General features: G+C 61.6%; 24 protein-coding genes. 6 read left to right on the forward strand and 18 right to left on the reverse strand.

All coding sequences use genetic code 11. The features are described 5' to 3' along the window. Nucleotides 1-406 precede the first annotated feature (406 nt). From JOZ76_RS04930 to JOZ76_RS04945, 4 genes are all read left to right on the forward strand, one after another. Nucleotides 407-1549, forward strand: a complete 1143-nt coding sequence (locus JOZ76_RS04930; protein ID WP_291697506.1) for a TIGR03118 family protein — start codon at nt 407-409, stop codon at nt 1547-1549. A 178-nt stretch (nt 1550-1727) separates the two neighbouring features. Then, the gene (locus JOZ76_RS04935) at nt 1728-3986 is read left to right on the forward strand and encodes a peptidase domain-containing ABC transporter (protein ID WP_291697526.1); all 2259 of its coding nucleotides are present in this window, start codon (nt 1728-1730) and stop codon (nt 3984-3986) included. Continuing rightward, complete coding sequence (locus tag JOZ76_RS04940; RefSeq protein ID WP_291697507.1) at nt 3970-5355, forward strand: HlyD family type I secretion periplasmic adaptor subunit; 1386 nt, start codon at nt 3970-3972, stop codon at nt 5353-5355. Before JOZ76_RS04935 ends, JOZ76_RS04940 begins: the two co-directional genes overlap by 17 nt. Beyond that, complete coding sequence (locus JOZ76_RS04945) at nt 5352-7193, forward strand: tetratricopeptide repeat protein (RefSeq protein ID WP_291697508.1); 1842 nt, start codon at nt 5352-5354, stop codon at nt 7191-7193. Before JOZ76_RS04940 ends, JOZ76_RS04945 begins: the two co-directional genes overlap by 4 nt. A gap of 258 nt (nt 7194-7451) precedes the next feature. On the opposite strand, the gene JOZ76_RS04950 is transcribed toward JOZ76_RS04945, so the two are convergent. Continuing rightward, on the reverse strand, nt 7452-7631 hold the full coding sequence (locus JOZ76_RS04950) for a hypothetical protein (protein WP_291697509.1): 180 nt from the start codon (nt 7629-7631) through the stop codon (nt 7452-7454). A gap of 99 nt (nt 7632-7730) precedes the next feature. Beyond that, nucleotides 7731-8087 carry an Mth938-like domain-containing protein gene (locus JOZ76_RS04955; RefSeq protein WP_291697510.1) on the reverse strand — a complete coding sequence of 119 codons (357 nt, stop codon included), beginning with the start codon at nt 8085-8087 and terminating at the stop codon, nt 7731-7733. Between the two features lie 649 nt (nt 8088-8736). Here JOZ76_RS04955 and JOZ76_RS04960 point away from each other — a divergent pair. Both JOZ76_RS04960 and JOZ76_RS04965 read left to right on the forward strand, forming a co-directional pair. Then, nucleotides 8737-9882 (forward strand): fructose-1,6-bisphosphatase, encoded by a 1146-nt coding sequence (locus JOZ76_RS04960; RefSeq protein WP_291697511.1) that lies wholly within the window; start codon nt 8737-8739, stop codon nt 9880-9882. Between the two features lie 57 nt (nt 9883-9939). Next, nucleotides 9940-11127, forward strand: coding sequence for a 6-phosphofructokinase (locus tag JOZ76_RS04965; protein WP_291697512.1), 1188 nt, complete (start codon nt 9940-9942; stop codon nt 11125-11127). 76 nt (nt 11128-11203) lie between these two features. Here the strand turns inward: JOZ76_RS04965 and JOZ76_RS04970 are convergent, their stop codons facing one another. The 16 genes from JOZ76_RS04970 to JOZ76_RS05045 all read right to left on the reverse strand — a co-directional run bounded on the left by JOZ76_RS04970 (nt 11204) and on the right by JOZ76_RS05045 (nt 25984). Then, nucleotides 11204-11965, reverse strand: coding sequence for a slipin family protein (locus tag JOZ76_RS04970; protein WP_291697513.1), 762 nt, complete (start codon nt 11963-11965; stop codon nt 11204-11206). After that, nucleotides 11962-13356: an NfeD family protein gene (locus tag JOZ76_RS04975; RefSeq protein ID WP_291697527.1), complete on the reverse strand. Its 1395-nt coding sequence runs from the start codon at nt 13354-13356 to the stop codon at nt 11962-11964. The genes JOZ76_RS04970 and JOZ76_RS04975 overlap by 4 nt, the downstream gene beginning before the upstream one ends. Before the next feature lie 365 nt (nt 13357-13721). Further along, nucleotides 13722-15005: a S41 family peptidase gene (locus JOZ76_RS04980; protein WP_291697514.1), complete on the reverse strand. Its 1284-nt coding sequence runs from the start codon at nt 15003-15005 to the stop codon at nt 13722-13724. 408 nt (nt 15006-15413) lie between these two features. Next, complete coding sequence (dhaK, locus tag JOZ76_RS04985; protein WP_291697515.1) at nt 15414-16397, reverse strand: dihydroxyacetone kinase subunit DhaK; 984 nt, start codon at nt 16395-16397, stop codon at nt 15414-15416. 24 nt (nt 16398-16421) lie between these two features. Next, nucleotides 16422-16835: a hypothetical protein gene (locus JOZ76_RS04990; RefSeq protein WP_291697528.1), complete on the reverse strand. Its 414-nt coding sequence runs from the start codon at nt 16833-16835 to the stop codon at nt 16422-16424. Nucleotide 16836: 1 nt separating this feature from the next. Next, complete coding sequence (ptsP, locus tag JOZ76_RS04995; protein WP_291697516.1) at nt 16837-18456, reverse strand: phosphoenolpyruvate--protein phosphotransferase; 1620 nt, start codon at nt 18454-18456, stop codon at nt 16837-16839. Between the two features lies 1 nt (nt 18457). Next, nucleotides 18458-18760: an HPr family phosphocarrier protein gene (locus JOZ76_RS05000; protein ID WP_291697517.1), complete on the reverse strand. Its 303-nt coding sequence runs from the start codon at nt 18758-18760 to the stop codon at nt 18458-18460. A gap of 31 nt (nt 18761-18791) precedes the next feature. After that, the gene (dhaM, locus tag JOZ76_RS05005) at nt 18792-19184 is read right to left on the reverse strand and encodes a dihydroxyacetone kinase phosphoryl donor subunit DhaM (protein WP_291697518.1); all 393 of its coding nucleotides are present in this window, start codon (nt 19182-19184) and stop codon (nt 18792-18794) included. Further along, the gene (gene dhaL / locus JOZ76_RS05010; RefSeq protein WP_291697519.1) at nt 19181-19804 is read right to left on the reverse strand and encodes a dihydroxyacetone kinase subunit DhaL; all 624 of its coding nucleotides are present in this window, start codon (nt 19802-19804) and stop codon (nt 19181-19183) included. The genes dhaM and dhaL overlap by 4 nt, the downstream gene beginning before the upstream one ends. 14 nt (nt 19805-19818) lie before the next feature. Continuing rightward, nucleotides 19819-20844 carry an ABC transporter ATP-binding protein gene (locus JOZ76_RS05015; RefSeq protein ID WP_291697520.1) on the reverse strand — a complete coding sequence of 342 codons (1026 nt, stop codon included), beginning with the start codon at nt 20842-20844 and terminating at the stop codon, nt 19819-19821. After that, the gene (locus JOZ76_RS05020) at nt 20837-21934 is read right to left on the reverse strand and encodes an ABC transporter ATP-binding protein (protein WP_291697521.1); all 1098 of its coding nucleotides are present in this window, start codon (nt 21932-21934) and stop codon (nt 20837-20839) included. Before JOZ76_RS05020 ends, JOZ76_RS05015 begins: the two co-directional genes overlap by 8 nt. Before the next feature lie 8 nt (nt 21935-21942). Further along, nucleotides 21943-22071, reverse strand: coding sequence for a hypothetical protein (locus tag JOZ76_RS05025; RefSeq protein WP_291697522.1), 129 nt, complete (start codon nt 22069-22071; stop codon nt 21943-21945). Nucleotides 22072-22139: 68 nt separating this feature from the next. Continuing rightward, nucleotides 22140-23102, reverse strand: a complete 963-nt coding sequence (locus JOZ76_RS05030; RefSeq protein WP_291697523.1) for a carbohydrate ABC transporter permease — start codon at nt 23100-23102, stop codon at nt 22140-22142. Continuing rightward, nucleotides 23099-24022 carry a carbohydrate ABC transporter permease gene (locus JOZ76_RS05035; protein ID WP_291697529.1) on the reverse strand — a complete coding sequence of 308 codons (924 nt, stop codon included), beginning with the start codon at nt 24020-24022 and terminating at the stop codon, nt 23099-23101. The genes JOZ76_RS05030 and JOZ76_RS05035 overlap by 4 nt, the downstream gene beginning before the upstream one ends. Before the next feature lie 116 nt (nt 24023-24138). Continuing rightward, nucleotides 24139-25494 (reverse strand): ABC transporter substrate-binding protein, encoded by a 1356-nt coding sequence (locus tag JOZ76_RS05040; RefSeq protein ID WP_291697524.1) that lies wholly within the window; start codon nt 25492-25494, stop codon nt 24139-24141. 265 nt (nt 25495-25759) lie between these two features. Further along, entirely contained in the window at nt 25760-25984 is a 225-nt protein-coding gene (locus tag JOZ76_RS05045; RefSeq protein WP_291697525.1) for a hypothetical protein, read from the reverse strand. Nucleotides 25985-26171: the final 187 nt, after the last annotated feature.

Consider the following 26171-nt stretch of genomic DNA (forward strand, 5'->3'; position numbering starts at 1 on the left):
TTCTGACAAAAAAGTCAGCGTCTCCTTCGCCCTCTGTAAGCGAACGTGCTTAAGCACGTGATCACCGCTGCCTCTTGCTGATACGGCAGTTCTGGAGGTTGATCAAATTTAGATGATCCTTCAAACGGTGATGGCCGCTTGTCGTCATCTTCATCAAGAAAATGGGTCATTTAGTGCTGTTTGGAATTTTCTACCCTCCCAATCCCTCCGCAAGAGAATGCGTAAGACTCCGGAATACGCAAGTCCTTGCGGGGTTGATTGATGGTCAATAACCACACGAAAAGCCGAGGCCGCGTTCTCTCCTGTGAACGCGGCACGTCCGAGTAGTGGAAGCATGCCAAGCTGCGGGCGGCGCGACAACGGGTAGCGCCGGGGCTGAGAATTTGACAATCCGCAGGAGGCTGTAATGGATTCAAACTTATCCCTTCTTGACCGCATTGAGCACGAGGATCATCGCCACATCCGTCACGACAACGAGGAGACATCCTTCGCACAAACCAATCTGGTGTCGGACGGCTCCTTTCCAGCGGTGACAACCGATCCAAATCTTATCAACCCTTGGGGAGTTGCCTTCAGCCCCACGGGGCCCTTCTGGGTAGCGGACAACGGCACAGGAGTGACAACGATCTACAATGGTGCCGGCGCTCCGCAGACCGTCGCCGGATTCTCGGCAATTACGATTGCGGTTCCGAAGGGACAGCCCTCGCCTCCCGCCGGAATGACCAGCCCGACCGGAGAGGTCTTCAACCCAACGAGTGATTTCGAAATCACGCAAAACGGCGTGACCGCCCCGGCCGTGTTCATTTTCGCGACCGAGGATGGCACAATTTCCGGTTGGAACCCGACGGTGAACGCCGGTAGCACGGTGCTCGCTGTCGACAATTTCAAGGGCGGCAACGGCGCGGTGTACAAGGGATTGGCAATCGGCCACAACGACGACGGCACCTTCCTGTTCGCGGCCAATTTTCGAAACGGCACGGTCGACGTCTTCAACGATGATTTCAAACAGGTGAATAGCTTTACCGATCATCATCTGCCGCCCGGCTTTGCGCCGTTCAACGTGCAGGTTCTCGATAACCACCTGTTCGTCACCTTTGCGTTGCAGGATGCCGCCAAACACGATGACGTTGCCGGGCCCGGCAATGGCTTTGTCGACGAGTTCGACTTGGAGGGACATTTGCTGCACAGGGTGGCATCCGGCGGAGTGCTCAATTCTCCCTGGGGGCTTGCGATCGCACCATCCGGCTTTGGTGAGTTCTCTGACGATCTTCTCGTCGGAAATTTTGGCGACGGTACGATCAATGTCTTCGATCCAAAGACGGATCACTTTCTCGGCAAGTTGGAAGGCGCCGATGGCGCCCCGATCCACATTACCGACCTGTGGTCCCTTGTCCCTGGCAACGCCGGAACGAACACTGACCCGCACAAGATCTACTTTACCGCCGGGGGAATGGACGAAAAGCAGGGGCTCTTTGGGTCTTTAGCGGCGATCCCAGACTCCGATAAATCTGCTATGTCGATGGCCGGATCGCATCCTTCGCACGCCTGAGGTTCGCAAGCTGTTGGACTGCCGCATTTCAAAGTAACCGCAAGTTCGGAAGGGTCGATGATGTGCGCGGCCCTTCCTGCCGCTGCACGCCATACGTCATGGCGACGCAGCGTTTCGTACCCCAGAACGTCAACTATGCCTTTGTCGGATGCTCCTCTAAGGAGGGCCCGTCGTGGACATGTCGAACGGACAATGTCTGGACTCGGGGACCCAGTGTCACACGCCGACGTTCCCGGCGGAGGCTGGTGGTGGCGGCCAAGCGAGCGGGTACGTGATCCATCCGCGCGTTCAGGCGGTGATGGTCGCCGCCAGGTTCCACGGCGTGGAGTTGGATCCGAGCGAGGCCATCTCGAGAGCGGCGAAGGGCACGCCTTCGGCCGCCTCGCTCTCTGAATGGGCTGAGAGCGCCGGCATGTGGGCGCGAGCGGTGCGGCTGCGTTGGCGCCAGCTTCTGCATATCGCCGAGGACGCCGGGCCGGTGGTGCTGCTTCTCACGGACGGGAGCGCGACGTTGATGGTAGGCGCGAACGCCGACCGCAACGTGGTTTTCGTTCGGGATCCTCGCGCGCTTGCAAGCGAACTAACCCTCGCAGTGGACGAACTACGCCTGGAGCGGATCTGGTCGGGCGAGGCAGTGCTTGTGCGTGCCCGGCGCGGGCGGATGGAGACCGACGCGCCGTTCACTCTAGGCTGGCTGTCTGGCCTCGTGTTGCACGAGAAGCGGTCGCTTCGGGACATCGGGCTTGCTTCGCTGACACTGAGTTTTCTGACGATCTTCCCGCCCTTGCTGGTGATGACAGTGGTCGACAAGGTGCTGACGCACCATAGTTACTCGACCCTGCTGCTGCTCGCCACCGTCCTTGCGATCACAACCATTTACGAGGCAGTCCTTGGCTACGCCCGGCGATTGATCGTGATGGTGGTCGGCGCACGGCTGGATGCGAAGCTGAATTTGCACGTCTTCAACCGCCTGTTGCGGCTGCCACTCGACTATTTCGAGCGCCATCCGGCCGGAGAGACCATGCACAAGGTAGCGCAGGTCTACAAAGTCCGCGAGTTCCTGACGGGAAAGCTGCTGGCGACGTTCCTCGACATGATGACGCTGGCTGTGCTGCTGCCGTTCTTGTTCTATCTCAATTCGTCACTCGCGTTTATCGTCCTCGCCTGCTCTATTCTCATTGTAGTGATCGTGCTGATCTACCTGCGCCCGTTGCAACGCGCATTCAGCAAAGTCGTTGTCGCCGAGGCCGAAAAGGCCGCGGCACTAGGCGAGACGATCTTCGGCGTCAAGACGGTGAAATCTCTCGCGCTCGAGCCGCAGCGCAGGATGTTATGGGACATGCGCGTCGCCGAGGCCGGAAGATGGCGGCTGGCCTTCGGGAAGTTGGCAAACTGGCCGCAAACGATCGTCAATCCGATCGAGCGCTTCATGTCGATCGGCGTCGTACTGATCGGCGCCTATATCGCACTTGCCGACAAATCCGGCTACGCCGTTGGCGCCCTGTTCGCCTTCATGATGCTCAGTATGCGCGTCGCGCAGCCACTCTCCGGGCTGGCGCGCCTGATCGAGAACTACGAGGAGGTTGGCGCTGCGATCAGCGAGGCCGGATCGGTGCTCAACCGTCCGCTGGAGTACGATGCGGTTTCCCGCGGACTGCGACCGCAACTTTCGGGCGCAATCGCCTTCGACGACGTGACTTTTACATATGGCAGCACGAAAATTCCAGCGCTCGACCGCGTGACATTTGCGATACCCGCGGGCACGATGCTTGGCATCGTCGGGCGCAGCGGGTCCGGAAAGTCTACGTTGACGCGGCTCTTGCAGGGGATCAATCGCGACCATAGCGGGTTCGTCAAGATCGACGGCAACGACGTTCGCGAGATCAATCTGCGGCATTTGCGCCAGAGTTTTGGCGTGGTGCTCCAGGAGAACTTCCTGTTCCGCGGCTCGATCTGCGAAAACATCATCGCGGGTCGTCCCGGACTTACATTGAGCGATACGGTACGCGCAGCGCGCCTCGCTGGTGCCGAAGAATTCATCGAGCGCATGCCGAACGGCTATGAGACGATCATCGAGGAAGGTTCGCCGAACCTCTCGGGCGGGCAGCGGCAGCGACTGGCGATTGCGCGCGCGCTGATCACCGATCCGCGCATCCTGATTCTCGACGAGGCCATGAGTGCGCTCGATCCGGAGAGCGAGGCGGTGCTGCACGCCAATCTGCTGCGTATCGCGCACGGCAGGACGATGATCATCGTGTCACACCGCCTGTCCTCCTTGATTGACTGCGACCAAATCCTCGTTCTGGAGAGCGGCAAGGGCGTCGACATCGCGCCACACCGTGTTCTTCTGGAACGCTGCAGTATCTATCGGCAGCTCTGGTCCCAACAGAACCGTCATCTCGCCAATCAAGGCCTTCACCATGCAAAAGCCAGCTAGTCGCGTAAGGCGAGCGAACGATCAGACCGTTGCGGCGATCCTGGAATTCCAATCGCCTGCCCAAGCCATCGTCGCCACGCCAATCCCGCACACGGCGCGCAGCACCATATGGGTCATCTCCAGCATGTTCGCAGCTGGCCTGGCGGCGATGGGGCTGATCCCGATCGACCGGGTCGTGACCGCTCAGGGAAAGGTGGTCTCCAAGGTGCCCCTGCTTGTCGTACAACCGCTCGAAACCTCGGTTGTCCAATCGATCGACGTGACCGAGGGGCAGAGCGTGCGGAGCGGCGAGGTGGTCGCACGGCTCGATCCGACCTTCGCGACGGCGGATGCCGGCGCGTTGGAGGCGCAGGTTTCGATGTTGCAGGCGGAGGTCGTGCGCATGCAGGCAGAAGCCGCGGGGCACCCCTTCACCTTCACGGATTCTGATCCAAGTCTTTCCCTGCAAGCGTCAATCTATGCCCAGCGTCAGTCGGAGCGCGATTTCAAGCGTGAGACCTATCAGCAGCGCATCAACGGCCTGCAAGCGGCGGTCGCACGTGCTCTGGCTGACGCGGACGCCTATCGGGCGCGCAAGGCAGTGGCCGAGCAGATCGTGTCCGTCCGCAAGGAACTGGAACGCCACCAGGTGGGCAGCACGCTCTTGTCGCTGTCGGCGACCGATAATCTCCTCGAGACGGAACGTGGTCTTGCAAACGCCACGGAGACCGTTGAGGGCGCGCGCCGCGATCTCGAGGCATTGAAGGCGGAACGTGAGGCCTATGAGCAGAACTGGCTGGCCGAGGTGTCGCAGAAGCTCTCCGAGCAGACCCAGAAACTCGCTGATGCACGCGAACAGCTCAACAAGGCGCGGCTGCGACGCCAACTCGTCGAGCTGCGCGCAAATCTCGACGCAACCGTTTTGACGGTCGCCAAGGTCTCCATCGGTTCGGTACTGCAATCCGGAGACCAGTTCATCACGCTGGTGCCGACCAACGCACCGCTCGAGGTGGAAGCCAATATCCCAGGACACGACGGCGGTTTCGTGCAGGCTGGCGCTTCCGTGGCGATCAAGTTCGATACATTCCCCTTCTCGCAATACGGCCTGGCACATGGAAAGGTCCGCACCATCAGCGCGGACAGCTTTACCGGGCAGGACGACGCCAAGACGCGTTCGAGCTCTGCGCCCGCAAGACCAGATGGCAGCGAGCCCTTCTATCGCTCCCGCATCACCATCGACAATGTGCAACTGCATAACGTGCCGGCCGGCTTTCGCGTTGTACCCGGCATGCCCGTCACAACCGACATCATGGTCGGCAAGCGCACCGTTCTGACCTATCTGCTCGGCCGGATTCTCCCGGTAACCTCTGAGGCGATGCGCGAGCCATGAGCGACGCCCGCGAACGCAGGACGGGCGGCAGGCGCAAATATCGCAGGGGCCTCCTCGTTCGCCTGGTCGACGCGCTGTTGCCCGCGGCAGCGCTGCGACATGGTCGAACGCTCCTCGACGAGGGCCGGGGCGCAGAGGCTTTTCGGCTTTTCGCTCGCGCCGCCCGTGCCGGCGTTGCGGAGGGCGAATACCGCGTTGGACTATGCTATCTGGAAGGTTCGGGCGTCCCCTTGAGCCGCATCGACGCATTGCACTGGCTGACGCGCGCTGCGGCCCAAGCCCATCGTGACGCCCAGTGGCGGCTTGCGGTGCTGTATCTGCAGGGCTTCGTCAGATCACTTGAGCAGGGGAAAACGTCAGACCCGGTGGCAAGCCTGTCCTTGCGCGAGGACGTCGGCGAACCCGACTTTGTTGCTGCGGAGAAATGGGCGCGTCTCGCCGCCGAAGCGGGCTCTGGCGATGGGCAGGCCGTTCTCGCATATATCCTGACTTCCGGCCCCGAAGCGATGCGCGATCTTGAGGCGGCGCATCGATGGTACGAACGATCAGCTGCGGCCAAATGCCCGCAAGGCGCGCTGGGCTACGGTCTATTGCTGGCGCAGGCCGGCACGAATGAGGCGGGGCAGCGAAAGGCGGCAGAGTATGTGCGCCGCGCGGCGGAGGCAGGACTGGCGAGCGCGCTGTACTTGCTCGGTGACCTCACCCGAAGCGGCATCGGCGTCGAGCGCAGCGACGTGATCGCGGCGGACCTCTACAGGCAGGCGGCCGAGAAGGGCAATCGCTCGGGTCAAGCACGCTGGGGGTTAGTGCTTATCGAGGGGCTGGGCGTCGAGCGAAACCCGACCGAGGGCGAATCGTGGTTGCGCCGAGCTGGGCTGACTGGAGATCCGGATGCGGCGGCGCGAATTGGCGACCTTTACGCCAAGCGCGGAAAGGCGCTTCCCCCGAACCATGCAGAGGCGGCGATCTGGTATCGCCGCGCCGCGGAGGCTGGTCACCGGACGGCAGCGCGGTCACTCGGCCTGTTCTATCTGACCGGGACCGGAGTCGGCCGCGATCTCGATGAAGCGACGCACTGGCTTCGGATCTCCGCCGAGGCCGGCGACCAGCAGGCTCGGGCGGACCTTGCCAATCTCTCCCTCAGGGGTTGCGGCAATCAGGACCCCGTGAAGGCGCGCCTGTGGCTCGAACAGGCAGCCGCGTCAGGCGACCTTGCCGCGGCTTTCAATCTGGCAGTCTGCCTGGCAGAGGGAATGGGGATGGAACGTGACGAGCGCTTGGCCGCCCAGTGGATGTGCAGAGCCGCGGATGGTGTCGTAGATGCACAATATCGGTACGGACGGATGCTGGTCGATGGACTTGGGGTGCAGATGGACGCCGGAGAAGGCCGCGCTTGGATCGCCAGAGCAGCGGGTGCAGGTATGGCTGAAGCGGAGGTCGCGCTCGCGGAGATGATGGTGAACGGGCGCGGCGGCCTGCGTGATCCCTTCACCGCCAGGGCTCTGCTGAAAAAAGCCGCCCAGAAGGGTCACGTCGGTGCCATATCCGTGCTGAACAGCGGCCAGGAAGATGCGGGTAAGGCGCGATCGCATTTAGCTGATGCGCCGTCAAATCTTTTTGGGTGCCAATACTCACGCGAAGCTTCGCTGAATGATTCGATCGCGACTCGAGTTGTGTTTCATGCATCTCAGCTCGGGGTCACCAGCGCTGATCGAAGTCGGCGCGAACCATGTCCGGTCGCTCTGGCAGCCGGCGTGCCGACGGTGAGCGCGTTAGCGGCTGATGCGGGCGGGAGGTGCTTACGCGCACAGCGCCATAGCCCTGACGGCAATGGATGAAGCGGACACTCCGCACCGCGGCTGATGCTTCTGCATAGGTTGCCTCGCGACGTTCTTGTCCGCTTGGCCCGAGGCGGTCACGATCTGAAGCGATCCATCTCGCCGTCGTTGTTTCCTAGGGTTCTTGGCTCGAGCGATCTGCGCCACGGATCGAGACGTCCTGCGCCAGCAATTCACGCGCGCCGAGCGGCACACGCGGGGTGTGCGCCCATCGCGATCTATCTCCGAACTCAGGCTAAGCCAATCCAAGTACCCTGACTAGTCTTCGTCCGGCTCGCGCACGACCGGCGGTTCGTCGACGCGTTCCTCTTCTTCTTCGTCCTCATCCTCGTCCTCGTCGTCTTCATTGGGATCTCGGGGCGGCATCATGTTGTTCGTGATTGACAGGGGCCTCCAGTCGATCCTGGTGGAAAGTTTCTCGGGGATATGTGGGCTCATGTTGTTGCTCCTCGGATGTGAAGCTGTTGGATTTTGTCCGTTCATCCCGAGTTGGTCGCCCATTTGAACCGGATGCACAGCTTCACCCAGATCATTTTTTCAACAAGTCACGTGAAACAGGCCGACCCTCTTTGCGCGCGATCGGTTGAACATCTGGATCGCCTCGGGTGTCGGCTTCAACACGACCTCGCAGCCCTTTCTTTCGAAATAGGCCTCAGCTTCCGGCGAGAGATTCACGTTGCCCATTTGACCAGAGCCAATGACGACCTGGTCGCACCCCTTTTCGAAGAGAAATCTTGCCTCGTCTTCGGAAACCACATGCGAGGTACCATATAGCTTCTTCGATAGCTTCTTCTCCCGCTTCACAACTTCGCCGGAAAGGCGAACGACTACATCGTGCTCATACGTCTTTCCGTCAATTGTAATCGCGCCGAATGTGGTATCCTCAATCTTCATCGTATCAGATCCCGCTCCAACACGTCAAAGTAGAGCTCGTCGACGCCAGCGTCATCTGCACTCAAAGCTGTCCGGACTAATCCCGTGACATGCGATCCGACGGCCTTAGTGGAGGTGGAACTCGCAAGGACGAGGGATCGCATCGATTTTCTTTCGTTTGTAGTCGTCAGCGGTGAGCACATCGCCGCGCAGCAGGACTCTGTGATCGCGCCGGGCGTCAAGCCTTGGTCCAGCGACCCGGCGTCGACTTCAGGTCCTTCGCCTCCTCGGGCGGTCCAGCTCGACCGTGCCCCGCGTCGCGCCGAGCACAGCGAATGGTGACACCTATCACACACGTGCACTTTGCATCCGGGCGCAAGGCATTTGCAAGGGCTTCCTCATGAGCCATGGGCCGTCAAAATCAAAACTCCGGCAAACCTCTGGATCGTGCTCAGGGCCGGCTTGGTCTTCAGAACAGGTCTCGTACAGCGCAGGAAATGATAGTGCATCGTCCTAGGAGAAAAACTCTGCGTCATCCGGCAACCGGACGGGATGCCCGGAACCTATCGCCGCGACAGACGTTTTTGTCCGCGAATAATGAGCAGCGCCGTGCCCCGGCGCAGCGGGCGCCGAGGCCGAGGCGCTGACTGTGCCGCGGGGAGAAATGCTCATGAGACTCACCCTTTCGGTCATCAAGGCTGACGTTGGCTCGGTCGGCGGGCATACGAAGCCGTCTTCACGCATGATCGCAACTGTCGAGGGCGAGGTTGCGAAGGCGATCTGCAATGGTTTGCTGATCGACGGTTTCATCTGCCATACCGGCGACGACATTGCGATCATCACGACGCACACGCGAGGCGAAGGGAGCTCCGAGGTCCATCAACTCGCCTGGAAGGCGTTTCTCGCGGCCACTTCGGTTGCGAAAACTTCCGGTCTCTATGGCGCCGGCCAGGATCTTCTCGTAGACGCGCCTTCCGGAAACATTCGGGGTGCCGGCCCAGGCGTCGCCGAGCTCAGCTTTGACCACAACCTGTCGGGCGCGAGACCTGCGGAGTCCTTCATGGTGTTCGCCGCCGACAAATGCGGCCCAGGCGCCTACAACCTGCCGTTCTACCTCGCCTTTGCCGATCCCATGTATTGCGCCGGGCTGATGCTGCCCCAGATGATCAAGGGATTCCGTTTCCATGTCATCGACATGGACAACACCGCCGGCGACAGCGTGATCGAACTCGACGCGCCCGCGGACAGCTACCACATTGCCGCGCTGCTACGCGACAACGAGCGCTTTGGCATCGATCGCATCGTTTCTCAAACATATGGCGAAGTCGCCGTCACTGTTTCGGCGCAGCGTCTCCACTCGATCGCGGGCAAATACACCGGCAAGGATGATCCGGTCGCAATCGTCAGGAATCAGGGGATCTTCCCGGCACCGGAAGAAATCGTCTCCCCGTTTGCCAAGGCGCATTTCGTCGGCGGCGATGCGCGCGGCTCGCATGTGATGCCGCTCATGCCGGTGCCACTCAACACACCGGTCACAGGTATGTACTGCCTGCCGATCGTTTCTTGCGCCGGCTTTTCCATTGACGAAGATGGGCGGTTTTCGGAGTCTTACATCGATTTCTTCGACAACACAGCGTGGGACGAGGTCCGCCGGCGAGCCCAGTGCAAGGCAATCGAGATGCGCAGCCAAGGTTGGTCCGGCGCGGCGATGCTGCCCTATTCCGAGCTAGAGTATGGGGGCTTCCGCGATACCGTATCCGCGCTGCTGAAGCGTTTTCGGTTGCGCGGGGAGCGCAAGCCTGAAGCGGCCGAGTAAAGAACGCCGCTGTACGCATCATGGCGGCGTGCCAAATGCCAATCCCGGGAGGTGCGAATGGCAAAAAAACGCATCGGCATCTTGACCGGTGGCGGTGACGTCCCTGGCCTCAACGCAGTCATCAAGAGCGTGACTTATCGCGGCAGTGAGGACGACATCGAGGTCATCGGTCTGCGCCGAGGCTGGGAGGCGCTCACGCACCTGAATCTCGAGGATCCGAACAGCAAGTCTCACTATCTCATCCCGCTGAATCGTGAAAACACTCGCACGATCGACCGGCGCGGCGGCACCGTGCTGCATTCGAGCCGCACGAATCCGTCCAAAATGCGAAAGCTGCCCGACCATCTCGTCGGCAAGATCTTTCCAGTCTTCCAGAGTACCAGGGGCGACATCGCAAATCAGACGTGGGACCTCACGGGTCAAGTGCTGGCTAACCTCTCGGGGCTCGGCATCGAACACCTGATCGCTATCGGCGGCGACGATACGCTCAGCTATGCGGCCAAGCTCAACGAACTCGGCGTCAGGATCATCGCGATCCCGAAAACGATGGACAACGACGTCCGCAACACCGAATACTGCATCGGCTTCTCGACCGCGATCACCCGCGCCAGCGATGGCATCCAGCGGCAGCGCACCACCATCGGCTCGCATGAGCGAATTGGCATTTTTCGCATCTTTGGACGCGATGCAGGATTTACAGCGTTATACACCGCATACGCTACCTCGATACGATGCGTCATTCCGGAGTACAAGGTAAATCTCGACAAGCTGATCCACTTGCTCCTCGAGGAGAAGCGTGCCAACCCAAGCAACTACGCACTGATCGTGCTGAGCGAGGGTGCCGAGTGGGAGGGCTACAAGCTTCAGGAGTACGGCGAGCCAGACGCCTACGGTCACCGCAAGAAGGCCAGCGTGGCCGAATCGCTTGCCGACGAGATCAAGCGGCGCACCGGAGAAGAGACGATCGTGTCTGACCTCACCTACGACCTGCGCTCGGGCGATCCGGACTTCATCGACAAGCTCGTGGCACTGACTTTCGGCAACATGGCCTATGATGCCGTGCTGGAAGGCAAGACCGGCCTCATGTCGGCCCTGGTCGACGGCCGCTATGATCTCGTACCCATTCCGGACGCCCAGCTCGGCCCGCGCAAATTGGACGTCGCCAGCACGTACAACACAGAGCGCTACCGCCCCATCTACGCCAACAAGCGGGGGCTGCCGATCTTTCTCAACCGCGCATCATAGGTGGCAGAGTCCAGACCGCTCCAGTGATCAATCGACATGCCGAACGTTCGCAGTTTTTCCAGCAGATGACCAAAAGTCAGGTTGCTTCACTCCGCGGAATCAGATGGTCGAGCAGATTCATCGGTAGCGGAAAAACCACGGTCGAGGATCGCTCGCCGGCGATATCGTGTAGCGCCGCAAAATAGCGCAACTGCATCGCCTGCGGCTGCTGCGCAAGGATATGGCCGGCCTCGACAAGCTTCTCAGCGGCCTGCTGCTCACCCATCGCGTTGATCACCTTGGCGCGCCGCAGCCGCTCGGCCTCGGCTTGCTTCGCGATCGCGCGCACCATGGTTTCATTGAGATCGATATCCTTGATCTCGACTCCGGTGACCTTGATGCCCCAGGCGTCGGTCTGCTGGTCGAGGATCTCCTGGATATCGGCGTTGAGTCGGTCGCGTTCCGCCAGCATCTCGTCGAGGTCGTGCTTGCCCAGCACCGAGCGCAGCGTGGTCTGCGCCAGCTGGCTGGTCGCGGCCATGTAATCGGCGACCTTGATGATCGCGCGTTCGGGATCAATGATGCGGAAATAGAGAACGGCATTGACCTTGACGGAGACGTTGTCGCGTGAAATCACGTCCTGGGGCGGCACCACCTGTACCGTCACCCTGAGGTCAACCTTCACCATCTGCTGCACGGCCGGAATGAGGATGATGAGGCCTGGACCCTTCACGCCGGTAAAGCGACCGAGCGTGAAAACGACGCCGCGCTCATATTCTCGCAGGATGCGAATGGCCGAAGATAGAAAGATAATCAAGACAAGCGCGAGAGCCGCATAGGTCAGATAGTCGAGTATCATGACGCACCTCCTTCGCCGGTCAGCGCTGGCCGGCGCTGTACCACAAGCGTCAAATCTATGATGTTGGCCACCACAACCACCTCTCCGGGCCTGAAGGTTTCGGCGCTACGCGCTTGCCAGCGTTCGCCCTGCGCGAAGACGTGACCTTCATTGTCGGACCAGTCGAGGACCTCGGCGCACAGCCCCCGCATGGCCTGCGCACCGACCCGCACTGGACCTTTGCGTGCGCGCAGCAGCGAGCCAAGCACGACAAAGGTGAGACCAGCGAGCAGTGCCGCGGCGATGCCGATGACCCACCATGACAGCCGATAACCGGGTGCTTCGACCCTCAAGAGCATCACAGCCCCGAGCACAAAGGCGATGAGACCACCGAGGCCAAGAGCCACAGTCGGGTTGAAGGTTTCGATGGTCAGTAGCGTGATCCCGACCAGCATCAAGGCGAGGCCGGCATAATTGATGGGCAACAGATTGAGGGCATAGAGGCCCAGCAGCAGGCAGATCGTGCCGACGATTCCCGGGGCGACCGTGCCGGGAGACAGGAACTCAAAAATCAGGCCGTAGGTGCCGACCATCAGCAGAATGAATGCAACGTTGGGATCGGTGATCACCGCCAGGAATCGTGAGATCCAGGTGGGATCAATCGCCTGGATGATGGCATCCCTCGTGGCCAGGCGTCGCGTCGCGCCGGCGACTTCAACCGTGCGGCCATCGACCCGCTTGAGCAATTCGACGGGATCGTGGGCGACGAGGTCGATGACACGCTCCTGCAACGCGGCGTTCGCAGAGAGGCTGGCCGCCTCGCGAACCGCCTTCTCGGCCCAGTCGGCATTGCGGCCGCGCAGTTCGGCAAGACTGCGGATGAAGGCAACGGCGTCATTCGTCGCCTTCGCCGCCATGGTATCCTTTGACTTGGGTTGATGCTCGCCATCCTTGGCATCTTTGTCGTTCTTGTCGGGGTTGGCGTCCGGTAGGCCAGGTATTGGACCGCCAATCTGCACCGGCGTCGCAGCGCCGAGGTTGGTGCCCGGCGCCATTGCCGCGATGTGGGTTGCATAGAGAATGTAAGTGCCCGCGCTGGCCGCATGTGCCCCGGAAGGAGCGACGTAACCGACCACAGGAATGGGCGACGCCAGCACATCTGCAATGATCTCGCGCATGCTGGTTGTGAGACCGCCTGGCGTGTTCAGACGCAGAATGACAATCACGGCGTGCCGCTCGGCAGCCGTGGTCAAAGCGTCTTTCACGTAACTCACCGCCGCCGGTCCGATCGCTCCGTCGATCGAAATCGTCAGTGCAAGGCTGTCGTTCTCCCCCGCTGACGCGGGAAGGAGGGAGACAGCCAGAGCGACGACTGCAATCGCCGCAACGAGGGCCGCCTTTACGGTTTGCACGGCAAGGACTCCCTTGTCGGAACATATGGGCGTTGCGTCATGGAGCCTCAATACGTCTCCAGAGACCGGCAGCTGGGACTATGCCCGTGTAAGCTGTTGTGCAGTGCAATGGCTCAACTTAGCCGAGTTGGTTGGCTTACGACATCGGCTCAAGGTCCGACTTGAGCGCGACCAGGAAGCGAGCGGCTTCGCCTCCCATACCCATTTTGACCGCTCAGTGGACACGCAGCGCACACGAAATAGGAGCGCACAGGGCCATGGCCACATTCACCCGGTTGCCATCGGGAAACTGGCGCGTCCAAAAACTCGCGACGGCGAACCACTCTCCGCGTTGCCGCCGTTTGCGAATGAGTAAGGCGCGCGGATCATGTCCCGGACAGAGCCGCAACGGCGCGGCTCAGTTGAAGGTCCTCTGACCCGGCGGAGGCCGCGGCTGACTGGACCTCGATGGTCGGCGTCACGCCCACGCCCTCCAGGCGCTCGCCATCGACGCGGACATCCTCGACTGCGAGCAATAGCAAGCCGCTTCCAATGAGGAACGCGGTGGCGGCGAGGACCGCACCCTCGGTCCGGGTGCCGACGAGCTCGCCCAATCGGTACTTCTTGAAGCCATAGGCAAGAACCTCCTTGCCGCTCCGCGTACCGCCGTTGATGAGCATCGCCACTGGTTTGCGCCACTTCACATTCACGAATTTGCTGGCACCGCTTCGTTCGGTGACCTGCATGGTCGGTGCCCGTGCGTTGAACAGATCGAGATATTCGGGTTGCGCGCCGCCCCAGCCATCCCGCAAATCCCAGATCAGCGCGTCCGCATCCTTCAACGCCCCTTGAGAGAGCATGGATTCGAGAGCGCGTTGGTAGATGGAGCCGGCATAGCTCCAAACATGGACATAGCCGATGTGTCGTCCGTTGGACTCAATGATGCGAGCACTGGACTCCAAGCCGCGAAGAAACATTTTCGCGGGCTCGAGCTCGACCGGTACGACGGAGATTTTTAGTGTCGACCCGCCCCGCTGGACATCCAAAACAACCGTACCGCCTACCTTCCCCCGGAATGATCCGATCGCCTCAAACGCCATCCCGTTCGCGGCAACGATTTCGTCGCCGGCATGGAGGCCGGCCTGCTGAGCGGGCGTTCCATCTATGACGGCGGTGATCGTGTTACGACCAGTCGCGTCTGAATGTGAGATGATACCGATGCCGGGGTACGAAATGCGGTCGTCTGGAAAGGCACGCTGCAATCCCCGGCCTCGCAGTGCGCCGACGAAGATGTCTGCAAGCTGATAATATTCAGGCTCGTCCGGCGTATAGAAACGCGTGTGCGACGCGTGCAGCTCGGACAGCATGGCATTGATGATGCGCGCCAGAGAATTCTGGGAAGTTGCGCGCTGAACATCCGGGAGATATCTCTCCCGGACTGCCGGCCAGTCCAATCCGTTGTAGCGCGGATCATAAAAGCGATCACGGACGGCCTGCCAAACGCTTTCGAAGGTAGAAACGCCATCCGCTGCAACGTAGGGTCTGTTTGTCTCTCTCTTTAGAGTCTCCGCGACGTTCTCGGCCTTTGCTGGCACGGCACATGCGGTCGCCAACGCTGCCAGTCGCAATATTTGGCGACGCGAAGGCGATGCAACGATAGCCTCTTTCATCGTCTGACCTCGCGGCGGTGCGCCTGCCCCACCGCCGGCGCGCGATTACCCTTCCCCTCCCGGCAAGCCGGTTCTTTGCCAGTCCTTTCAGGCTCGCGGCGAACGTTGCCGCACCGCCGCCCTCAAAGTACCGCTCCACACGCAATCTGGCTATGGTCTCTCCATCACAATCGTAGAATCGGCGGAGTTATCGCACGAACCGGCTCAAGGGCGTTTGCGCATCTCTCATCACACGGCTTACCATGGTCGGCCATGTTTCATGATACTCGGCTCTGCGCGATTGCAGACGCGGTCCTTCAAAGCGGCGTCACGACTGGATCGGCACCCGATAATCGAGAAAAAAAGCCGTGTCCGGCAGACACGGCAAGTTTCAGGGAGGGAGAACTCACCTACCGCTCACAAGCACGATCACCATTTCAATGCGGCCGTGCGCACGGGATGGTCCCAGAGTGCTGTCGTTTCGGTATCCAGCAGGCTCACGGTCATCGAGCACCCGGCCATATCCAGCGAGGTGACGAAACTGCCGACCAGCGATCTGGCGATGCGCAGCCCACGCTTCTCGAGCATTCGGCGCGCCGCATTGTACATCAGATAGAGTTCGATCATCGGCGTGCCGCCAAATCCGTTGACAAGCACGAGCGCGTCGGCTCCGTCGCGAACATCGAGATCGTCCACGATGGCGGTCGTCATTTCATAGGCGATGGCGTCGGCCCGCTCCAGCTTGACGCGGCGACGTCCCGGTTCGCCGTGAATGCCAACCCCCATCTCCATCTCGTCGTCGCCGAGTGCAAAGGTCGGCGTGCCTGCGGCCGGCACCGTGCAGCTCGTCAGCGCCACCCCCATCGACCGCGTCCGCGCGTTGACGCGCTCGCCGAGCGCAACGCACCCCCCGAGGTCAACGCCCTTCTCGGCTGCGGCGCCGACGATCTTCTCGACGACCAATGTACCGGCCACGCCGCGCCGCCCGATGCTGTGGGTCGAGTTCTCGACCGCAACGTCATCATCGGTCACGATGGTGGCCGTGCGACCCTCGGCGATTTCTGTCGCCATCTCGAAATTCATGCGGTCTCCCGCATAGTTCTTCACGATGAACAGCACGCCGGCGTCGCCCGCAACGGCTTGGGCAGCCTCGACGATCTGATCCGGCGTCGGCGAGGTGAAAACCTGTCCGGGACAGGCGGCATCGAGCATGCCATAACCCACAAAACCCGCATGCAGCGGCTCGTGCCCGCTGCCCCCACCCGAGACGAGGGCGACCTTGTTCGGGTTCAGCTCACGGCGTCGCACGAATTTCCGCTCCGGCCCGAGCGCGACGAGATCGGCATGCGCGGCCGCAAGGCCGTCGAGGCTCTCTGCGAGCAGGCCGTCGACCGAATTGATGAACTTCTTCATTGTCTCCTCCCCATCGCCTCACGCCTATTTTTCCCTCATGATGGCAATCAAGCGCCGCGCGAATTCCTGGAATAATGAATCGAGCTCGGCGTTGCGCTTTGCGCTGCCAAGATCTGGTAGGTGCAGCGTCAAGGTACGCTCGTGCGATCCTTCGCTCAGCCGGCCGATCCGGCGCGGATGCGCCCGTGCATAGGCGCGAAGAAAGGCGGCCTTCGCCTGCGGGGGGAAGTGGCAGACATCGAAAATCGTGTTGAGATGCTGCACCGGTATTGGCACCGGATAGGCGGGATTACTGATCTGACTCACAAAGCTGCGGTTCTTGCCCATGGCATGCGCCAAACGCAGCCGCATGCCTGACGGGCGGCTCTCCAGCACCTCCTTGAAGATGCGCTTGTAAACCGCAACAGCGCCGGCTTCGGCCGGCTCATCGACAGCCATGTCAGCCAAGACCACCTCCGCTGCTCAGACGGTCGATCGTCTGCTTGACCTGCGCGAGCGTCGATGCATTCACCGAAAGCTCGCGCAAGCCACAGTTCAGCAACGCCGGGAGGCAACGCGGGTCACTTGCCATGTCGCCGCACAAGCTGACGCTCATGCCGGCACGCCGCCCGTGTTCTGCGGTACGCGCTATCAGTTCGAGCACGGCCGGATGCAGTGGATCCATCAAGGGGGCGAGAGCTCCATTGGAACGATCGCAGGCAAGGACATATTGCGCAAGGTCGTTCGAACCGATTGAGAAGAAGGAAGCCTTGAAGCTGGCGACCGCCAAGGCCGCCGCCGGGACTTCAACCATGATTCCGAGCTCGGGGAGCATCGCGGCAACGCCGTCCGCCTGCAAGCGCTGCACGACGTCGGCGAACAGTTTCCGCCCTGCCTCGAGCTCGTCCGCCGATGTGACCATCGGAAACATCACCTTGAGGTTTCCACGCACCGCCGCACGCGCCAGCGCGCGGAGTTGGGTGACAAAAATCTCGGGCCGGGCCAGGCAAAGCCGCAAGCCGCGAACGCCCAGGAACGGATTGGCTTCGCCCTCCAGCGTGAAGCCCGGCACCGGCTTGTCGCCGCCTGCGTCAAAGGTGCGAATTGTGACCGGGCGCCGGTCGGCCCAGCGCATTGCCGCATCATAGGCCTGGAACTGCGTCTCCTCGTCGGGCGGGCCGCTCCGTTGCGTGAGCAAGAACTCGGTGCGCATCAGGCCGATCCCGTCGGCATATTGCGCGTCTGCGTGCTCGAGATCGCCGACGGCCTGGATATTGATGAACAGTTTGATGCGCTCGCCGCGCCAGGATGCCGTCGGCCGTCGCAGAATCGCGCGGGCGGACGCTCTAATCTTGCGATGGCTCTCGCGCCGCTTCTCGAACAGGCGAACCTGCTCGGCGCTGGGATCGAGTTCGAGCGTCCCACCTTCGCCATCGAGCAGCGCCGTGGCTCCGACCTTCGGGATCGCGCCGAGTTGCACGACCATGGGGATGCTCCGTGCACGCGCCAGCATCGCGACATGGCTCGTGGGACTTCCGCGCAGGAGCGCCAGACCGCCGCCGGCGGACCAATCGATTTCCAGAAATCGCGAGGGCGGCAGATCGTCGGCGCAGACGATGGCTCCGCTTGGGATTTTCAGGGACTGGCCTTCGCCTCCCCGCAGAATGGTGATCACGCGGTCGCGCAGGTCAGCGAGGTCAGAGGAGCGCGCTTTCAAATAGTCGTCCTCTGCCGAATCGTAATCCGCGATCTGCGCGTCGAGCGCCAAACGCCATGCGACATCGGCAGGATCGCCCTCGCCGACCGCCGCGAAGATCGCTTCGATGAGATCCTCGTCCTCCAGCAGCGCGACCTGGAATTCGAGAATTTGCGCGGCTTCGCCTCCCGCAATCGCGGCAAGCTCGGCGATCTGTCCGCTTGCTATGTCAATCGCATGGCGAAGGGCGAGCGCCTCCTCGACCAGCGTACCGGCGACGCGCTTGCCGTTCGTGCCGGAATCGACACGGACGAGCGGACCATGGGCAAAGCCGATCGAGGCGGTTCTGCCGCGGTAGGCCAGACCTGCAGCGCCACCCTGCATGCTACGAAGCCTCGTCGGGAAAATCGGCTGCGATCAGGTTGACCAGCGTCGCGACGGCGGCCTCCGCGTCACTGCCGGAGGCCTTGATCTCGATCGTGCTGCCGTGCGCCGCGCGCATGGCCATGATTTTGGCCACGCTCTTGGCGTTGATCCACTCGTCCGCGCCTGCGACCCGAACGGAAATCTGGGCCTGGAACTTCTTGGCGAGTTTGGTCAGCTTGACCGCCGGGCGCGCGTGCATGCCTACCGCGTGCACCAGCCGCACATTGCCGGTGAAGATCTGTCCGTCCGCTTTGTCCAGCATGCTCATATTCCATCATCGCTTTGCCGACCTGTCAGTCGGCAGAAAGTTCCTCGGCCACGGCCTTCACCTGGGCCAGCGAGCTGCCGCCTGCCGCCTCGGTTGCCGCCATCACGGCTCCCTCGACGATGGGCGCGTTGCATACGACAACGAGATCGCGCCGTGCAGGCTCCAGCATTTCGACCGCCATCTCGCTGTTTGTCTCGGCGCCGCCAAGATCGACGAGGATCGCGACGCCCTTCGCCGACCAGGCCGCATTGATGGCGTCGATGATCAGGGAAACACTGGTGCCCAGTCCGCCTTCAGGGTTGCCGCCGCAGAACGCCACCTTGACCTCGCTGCCGACCATCTGCCGCACCATGTCGGCGGTCCCTTTGGCGATATCCTTCGAATGCGAAACGATCACGATCCCGACGGTATCGTTCATTGCCGCCCCTCCAAGCTCGCGCACACCGCCTGCACGAGAACGCTACTCGAGCGGGCGCCGGGATCGATATGCCCGACGCTACGCGGTCCCAGGAAAGACGCCCGTCCCTTGGTGGCTTGCATCGGCGCGGTCCGCTCGACCGCTGCGCTTGCAGTGTTTCGAACCCGCGCGATCAGATCCGGCTGGCCGGCCGCGGTCTTCAGCGTCTCCAGGACGGGCACAAGCACGTCGAGCATAGTCTTCTCACCTGGCTGCGAGCGGCCGCGCGCACAGACCGCGTTCACGCCGCTGCCGAAGACGTCCGCAAGATCCTCCGGCAAACGCCTGTCATGCGAGAGGGCTTCGCCAGCGGCGAGAAAGAAACTGCCGTAAAGCGGGCCGGAAGCGCCACCGACCGTCATGACCAGCGTCTTGCCGATCATCTTGAGCGCCTCGTCGAGCGGCTGCGCGGAAATGACGTCGAGCTTGCCGAGCACGGCTTCGAATCCGCGCTTCATATTCGTTCCGTGGTCGCCGTCGCCGATCGCCTGATCCAGGCTTGTAAGCTCCGGCGCGCAGGCGATCACCTGCTCTGCGGCCACCTTGACCAGCGACTTGAATGTCTCGGGTTGCAGCGACATCGCGTTTTGATCCTCTAGTGAACGAACGTAGGGATGCGTTGCCCCGCACGATCGAAGCAGAGCGGATGCACCAAATGCAAGTCGACCTCCTGACCGGCATGAAGCGGCCGATGTGGATCGGCAAGCGTCACCAGTGTCTGACCTCTATAGTCCAGGTGAACGTGATTCTGCTCGCCAAGGTGCTCCACGCGGTGCACACGTCCGATCATCCGTCCCCCATTGCGCGCGGCAAGCTGGAGATGCTCGGTGCGGATGCCGACCGTTTCCGTTCCCGGCGGCACCGATTCCTCGGGCAATAGCCGGGCGGGAAGGAAGTTGATCTGGGGCGTCCCTAGGCGCGAAGCGACATAACTATCGGAGGGACTTTCGTAGATCTCCCGCGGCGTGCCGAGCTGAAGAAGCTGACCCTCCCTGATCACACCGATTCGCGAGGCCATCGTCATGGCTTCGACCTGATCATGGGTCACGTAGAGAATGGTCGCGCCAAGCTCGAGCTGGATCCGCTTGAGCTCGAGACGGAGCTCGGCGCGAAGCTTCGCATCCAGCGACGAGAGCGGCTCGTCCATCAGGTAGATCGAAGGGTCCCGAACCAGCGCGCGGCCAATCGCCACGCGCTGCATTTCACCGCCGGACAGGCGGGTCGCAAGGTTGCCCAGCTTGCTTGCGATATGCAACAGCTCTGCCGTCCGTTCAACGCGCTCGCGGATCATGGGCTCAGGCACACGCCGTGCGGGCGAGCGCAGCGGAAAAGCCAGATTGTCGTAGACCGTCAGATGCGGATACAGCGAATATTGCTGGAAGACGAACGCAATATCCCGCGAGCCCGCTGGATCACGCGTCACGTCGCGACCGTTGATCATGACCGAGCCGGCATCAGGGCTCTCGAGTCCGGTGATCAGCCGCAACGTCGTGGTCTTGCCGGCGCCGCTCGGCCCGAGCAGAACCAGGAATTCGCCGTCATTGACAGTCAGCGACAGTTCGCGCACCGCCTCCACCGTGCCGAAGCGCTTGCTGATGTTGCGCAGGATGACGTCAGCCATGGCGCGCGCTCCCTTCGTTGGCCGTCCTAATCGCGGCGCCGCTGCCGACATCGAACAGTGCCAGTCGTTCGGAACGGAATTCAAGGCCAACGGTTTCGCCGATCCGCAGCAACGCGCTGGAGGGCAGCCGCGCCGCCACGCGTCCATGCGCAGTGTCAACGGTGACGATCTGCGTGGTGCCGAGATATTCGGCTCCGAACACCTCGCCGCGGACGGGTGCGGCATCGGCGAAGCGGATATGCTCCGGGCGTATCCCGAGCGCCAGCGGTGCGCTCGGGCGATCCTCGCGAATCTCCGGGACCGCGATCCTGGTATCATGGAAGCTGATCGCCCGATCGCCGGATCGCAGGCTCCCCTCGAAGCGCAGGAAGTTCATCGGCGGCGAGCCGATGAAGTCGGCCACGAACATGCTCGCAGGCCGGTCATAGATCTCCTGCGGCGAGCCGATCTGCTCGACGCGCCCCTTATTCATCACTGCGATCTGATCCGCCATCGACATGGCCTCGAGCTGGTCGTGCGTCACGTAGACCGTGGTCGCGCCGATGCGATCGTGCAGGTCGCGAAGCTCACCGCACATCAGATGACGAAACTCTGCATCGAGCGCGCCCAGCGGCTCATCCATCAGAAAGGCTTTCGGTCGCCTGACCATGGCGCGCCCAAGCGCGACGCGCTGCCGGTCGCCGCCCGAAAGCTTTGATGTCTTGCTGGACAACAGATGCTCTATGCGCAGCAGCCGTGCCGTCTCTCTTACCCGCTCGCGAATCTCGCGCCGCCCCATGCCCTGGCACTTCAGGGGAAAGCCGATATTGCCTGCGACATTCATGTGCGGATAGAGCGCGAAAAGCTGGAAAACGAAGGCGATATCGCGGGCTGCGGCGCGTCGGAACGTCACGTCCTCGCCATCGAGCAGGATCTTTCCCTCGGTCGGCAGTTCGAGGCCCGCGATCATGCGCAGCGTGGTGGTCTTGCCGCAGCCGGATGGCCCGAGCATCGCGAAAAAGGTGCCGTCGTCGATGGTGAAGTTCGAGCCTTCCACGGCCGTGAACTGATCGAACGATTTGCGCAGGTTTTCGACGCGGATTTGTGCCATGTGGACGCCTATTCCGGATAATGGCTCACGATGACGTAGCTTGCCGTGCCGGCGAGGATCGTCACGAATGAGTAGCCGTACAGATCGATGGACCACGGCTGCACCAGCATGATGATGCCGCCGCCGATCAGGGTCATCGCGCCAGCCTCCCAGGGCCCGCGAGGGAACCAGCGAGACACTCCAGTCTTGGCTGTAGCAGAATCGCTCATTTGCGCACCGCTCCGAAGGTGATGCCGCGCAAGAGATGTTTGCGCAACAACACGGTGAACAGGACGATCGGCACGACGAACAACGTGGTCGCGGCGGCCACGGCCGGCCAATCCTGCCCGCCCTCGCCGATGATGAAGGGGATGAAGGGTGGCATGGTCTGTGCCTCGCCACTCGTCAAGAGAACCGCAAAGGCGTACTCGTTCCACGAGAAGATCAGGCAGAAGATCGCGGTGGCCGCGATCCCCGTGACGGCCTGCGGCAGCACCACCTTGCGCAGCGCCTGCAGCCGCGTATAGCCGTCGACCAGCGCCGCCTCCTCATACTCACGCGGAATCTCGTCGATGAAACCCTTAAGCAGCCAGACCGCCAGCGAGACGTTCACGGCGGTGTAGAGCAGGATCATTCCGAGCCTGGTGTCGGTCAGATTGAGCTGCCGGTACATCAGATAGATCGGGATCGCGACCGCGACTGGCGGCATCATTCGCGTCGAGAGGATGAAGAACAGGAGATCGTCAGCCAGGGGAATGCGGAAACGCGAGAAGGCGTAGGCCGCGAGCGTGCCGAGAAAGACGGCCAGGAACGTCGAGCCGAAGCCAATGATGAGCGAGTTGACGAAGCGCGGCACGACCTTCGACGGTCCTGCGATAACCATGTCGTGCTGGCGCACGAGCTTGTCGTACCACGTCTGCGGCGGCGGCAGTTTTGCGATGAAATCCGGCGTCTGGCGGGTGCGCACCGTGAACAGGTTGACATAGCCTTCGAGCGTCGGCTCGAAGATCAGCTTCGGCGGATAGGCGATGGCGTCGCTCTGCGACTTGAATGCGGTGGCGACGATCCAGAGCAGCGGCAGGATCGTGATTACCGCATACAGAATAACAAGACCGCCGGCCACGGCCTTTGCGCGCGGCGACGCTTCCACGATCGAATGAGCGGTGGACTTGGCGAGGGCAGCGGTCATCGTTGCTTCACCTTGTTGAGCGCCTTGACGTAGATATTGGCAGCACCGAACACGGTCACGAACAGGATGATGGCAAGCGCGGAGGAGTACCCGGTGCGCCATTTCTCGAACGCGGCGCGCTTCAGCGTGATCGACACGAGCTCGGTGGTCGACCCCGGTCCTCCCGATGTCAGGAGATTGACCATGTCGAACATCTTAAAGTTCTCGATCGCGCGGAACAGCACCGCGAGCATCAGAAACGGCACCGTCATCGGCAGCGTGATCGACCAGAATTGCCGCCAGGCTGAGGCGCGGTCGACTTCCGCCGCCTCATAGATGTAATCAGGAATGGAGCGAAGCCCGGCGAGGCAGATCAGCATGACATAGGGAGACCACATCCAGCTATCGACGAGCACGATGGTCCACGGTGCGAGCGAGACCTGTCCGGTCATGCTGAACGAGCTCGGCGGCACGCCCGTGAACAGGCTGATCAGGTAATTGAACGGCCCGATTTGCGGCTGCAACAGCAGCGTCCAGAAGTTGCCGACCACCGCCGGCGACAGCATCATCGGCAGCAGGATGATGGTGGTCCAAAAGCTGTGACCGCGAAACTGGCGATTGATCAACAGCGCCAGGCCGAACCCGATGATCACCTGCAGCGCTACCGACCAGATCACGAATTGCGCCGTGGTCTGGAGCCGGATCCAGACATCCTCATCGGTGAGGATGTCGCTGAAATTGTCGAGCCCGACGAACCTGAGCGGCAGATAGGACATGCTGAGGTTGAGGCTGGTGAAGGACAGGCGGATCATCCAGACCAGCGGAAAAATGTTGATCGCGAGCAATAGCGCGATGGTCGGCGCAACGAACAACCAGGCGATGGTCCGGTCCGACAGGCCCCGCACGTGTCGCATGGCGCGAGATTTGGCCGGCTCGCTCATGCCGGGAAACGTAGCATGATCAGGTTGAAGGATCGTCGTCATCTTGTCCATCGGCTGTGCTCATTCGGTTCCCCCGAGGTGCCGCTCGGGGGAACCGGTTCGGTTGACGCGCGTAGCTATTGCGAGGCGACCTCCTTGCCCTGCTCCTTGAAAACCTTGGTCCAATCTTTGACCAGGAGATCGAGCGCCTGCTGCGCCGTGCCTTTGTCGGCAACGACGTAGTCATGCACCCGCTTCTGCATGTCGAGCAGCAGCTGCGCGTAGGACGGCTCGGCCCAGAAGTCCTTGACGATGGCCATCGACTCCAGGAATTGCGGGGCGAACGCCGCGCTCTTCGGGAAGTCGGGTGCATCGACCACCGCTTTCAGGGCCGAGTAGCCGCCGAGCTGCCACCATTTCTGCTGTACGGCCGGCTGCGCGAACCATTTGATGTAGGCGAGCGCGTCGTCCTTGCGGTCGGAGGTCGCCACGACGGAGATTCCCTGTCCGCCGAGCTGGGTGAAGTGTCCGTTCGGCCCGGCCGGATTGACGAAAAAGCCGATCTTGTCGCCGCCGACATTCGGATCCTTGTAGAGGCCCGGGAAGAAGGCGAACCAGTTCATCTGCATCGCCACCTGTCCGGACTTGAAGGCATCCAGTCCCTCCTGCATGTAGGCGTTGGTCATGCCCGGCGCCGTGCAGCACTTGTAGAGCTCCTTGTAGAACTCGAGCCCGTTGGCGGCATCGGCTGAATTGACGACGCCCTGCATCTGATACGCCTTCTTCGGATTGTCGTAGTTGAAGCCGTAATTGTAGAGCACGTTGGTCACGCCCATGGTGATGCCTTCGGAGCCGCGCTCGGTGAAGATGTAGGCACCGTAGACCTTCTTGCCGTCGATCTCGCGGCTCTGGAAAAATTCGCCGACCTGCTTCAGCTCGTCATAGGTTTTCGGCGCCGCCAGATCGCGGCCATACTTGGCCTTGAACGCCGATTGTATCTCGGGCCGCGAGAACCAGTCCTTGCGATAGGTCCAGCCCACTGCATCGGCCATGGCGGGCAGCGCCCAATAGTTCGGCGAGTTCTTCGGCCACTGCGAATAGCCCACGACCGTCGCCGGGACGAAGTCGTCCATCGATATCTTCTCTTTCTCGAAGAAATCGTTGAGCTTGACATACCACTTGTTCTCGGCGGCCCCCCCGATCCACTGACTGTCGCCGATGATCAGGTCGCAAAGTTTGCCGTGGGAGTTGAGCTCGTTGAGAAAGCGATCCGCATAGCTCGTCCAGGGAACGAACTCGTATTTCATCTCGATGCCGGATTGCTTGGTGAAGTCCTTCCCCAATTCGACCAGCGCATTGGCCGGATCCCATGCCGCCCAACACAGCGTAAGCTGCTTGCCTTGAGCCGCAGCTTCGCCGCTGAACACCCCCAGCGCTGCGGCCCCAAGAACCGCGGACGTTACTGTACTGCCGAGCCATTTCAAGCTTCGCATATCCGTTTCCTCTCCTTCGTTGAAGCACCCTAACCCGCTCAGCGCGCCCTGCCGGTACGACGCCAAAGACCCTGAAACCGAGTTGATGAGCGATGCTGGAGAACGAGACGGACCATTTCCGGAAATTGGGTCCGGATGGGTTGAGCTCCTCCCACACATCGGCTCGATGCGCGTTTGTTTATCTTTTCTGTTTCACTAAACGTATTACTAAATTCACAAGGTCGTCAAGCCGGTTCTCTGGCATCCCCTGCAAAAAAGACCGCCGCTACCCGCGGGCGATAAGGATCGCACCCAGCGCCTCGAGGAGTTCGATGCTTTCGGGCGGTCGCGGCCATCGCGCACGCATGCCGATACTCACGACATCTTTCGTACGGCGATGCAGCGGGCAGATCTGCTCGAAGCCGCCCGGCGATACGGACGGAAGAACTGCATTCGACTTCGACCGATTGGACGGCAGCTCACGATCGGTCTTGAAGGCTGCACGGCGCAATCCCAGCGCTCCAGGTCACAGGAGAACAGAAGGTCAGCCCGAGCTTATGTTTAATAAAATAATTTACTGAACGTTCAGCGCGAGCATGCCCGCCGTGCCTGGCATTCGACCGCTGCGCTCATAAACTGGCGCGCTCTAGGAAGAGCGCATGATGCCATCAATGACTGATCATCCAGGGTCGCGCAGT

Origin of the sequence: Bradyrhizobium sp. (genome assembly GCF_019244115.1) — a bacterium.
GTDB lineage: Bacteria > Pseudomonadota > Alphaproteobacteria > Rhizobiales > Xanthobacteraceae > Bradyrhizobium.

Bases quoted from the DNA above. Each gene is read 5' to 3' on its own strand.
- JOZ76_RS04945 (WP_291697508.1), top strand. From the start codon at position 5,352: ATGAGCGACGCCCGCGAACGCAGGACGGGCGGCAGGCGCAAATATCGC.
- JOZ76_RS05015 (WP_291697520.1), bottom strand. From the start codon at position 20,844: ATGGCTGACGTCATCCTGCGCAACATCAGCAAGCGCTTCGGCACGGTG.
- JOZ76_RS04955 (WP_291697510.1), bottom strand. From the start codon at position 8,087: ATGAAGATTGAGGATACCACATTCGGCGCGATTACAATTGACGGAAAG.
- JOZ76_RS04950 (WP_291697509.1), bottom strand. From the start codon at position 7,631: ATGAGCCCACATATCCCCGAGAAACTTTCCACCAGGATCGACTGGAGG.
- JOZ76_RS04965 (WP_291697512.1), top strand. From the start codon at position 9,940: ATGGCAAAAAAACGCATCGGCATCTTGACCGGTGGCGGTGACGTCCCT.
- dhaM (WP_291697518.1), bottom strand. From the start codon at position 19,184: ATGAACGATACCGTCGGGATCGTGATCGTTTCGCATTCGAAGGATATC.
- JOZ76_RS04930 (WP_291697506.1), top strand. From the start codon at position 407: ATGGATTCAAACTTATCCCTTCTTGACCGCATTGAGCACGAGGATCAT.
- JOZ76_RS04960 (WP_291697511.1), top strand. From the start codon at position 8,737: ATGAGACTCACCCTTTCGGTCATCAAGGCTGACGTTGGCTCGGTCGGC.
- JOZ76_RS04940 (WP_291697507.1), top strand. From the start codon at position 3,970: ATGCAAAAGCCAGCTAGTCGCGTAAGGCGAGCGAACGATCAGACCGTT.
- JOZ76_RS04990 (WP_291697528.1), bottom strand. From the start codon at position 16,835: ATGGCTGTCGATGAGCCGGCCGAAGCCGGCGCTGTTGCGGTTTACAAG.
- JOZ76_RS05000 (WP_291697517.1), bottom strand. From the start codon at position 18,760: ATGCTGGACAAAGCGGACGGACAGATCTTCACCGGCAATGTGCGGCTG.
- JOZ76_RS04935 (WP_291697526.1), top strand. From the start codon at position 1,728: ATGTCGAACGGACAATGTCTGGACTCGGGGACCCAGTGTCACACGCCG.
- JOZ76_RS05040 (WP_291697524.1), bottom strand. From the start codon at position 25,494: ATGCGAAGCTTGAAATGGCTCGGCAGTACAGTAACGTCCGCGGTTCTT.
- JOZ76_RS05030 (WP_291697523.1), bottom strand. From the start codon at position 23,102: ATGACCGCTGCCCTCGCCAAGTCCACCGCTCATTCGATCGTGGAAGCG.
- ptsP (WP_291697516.1), bottom strand. From the start codon at position 18,456: ATGCAGGGTGGCGCTGCAGGTCTGGCCTACCGCGGCAGAACCGCCTCG.
- JOZ76_RS04970 (WP_291697513.1), bottom strand. From the start codon at position 11,965: ATGATACTCGACTATCTGACCTATGCGGCTCTCGCGCTTGTCTTGATT.
- dhaL (WP_291697519.1), bottom strand. From the start codon at position 19,804: ATGTCGCTGCAACCCGAGACATTCAAGTCGCTGGTCAAGGTGGCCGCA.
- dhaK (WP_291697515.1), bottom strand. From the start codon at position 16,397: ATGAAGAAGTTCATCAATTCGGTCGACGGCCTGCTCGCAGAGAGCCTC.
- JOZ76_RS05020 (WP_291697521.1), bottom strand. From the start codon at position 21,934: ATGGCACAAATCCGCGTCGAAAACCTGCGCAAATCGTTCGATCAGTTC.
- JOZ76_RS04980 (WP_291697514.1), bottom strand. From the start codon at position 15,005: ATGAAAGAGGCTATCGTTGCATCGCCTTCGCGTCGCCAAATATTGCGA.
- JOZ76_RS05025 (WP_291697522.1), bottom strand. From the start codon at position 22,071: ATGACCCTGATCGGCGGCGGCATCATCATGCTGGTGCAGCCGTGGTCC.
- JOZ76_RS05035 (WP_291697529.1), bottom strand. From the start codon at position 24,022: ATGAGCGAGCCGGCCAAATCTCGCGCCATGCGACACGTGCGGGGCCTG.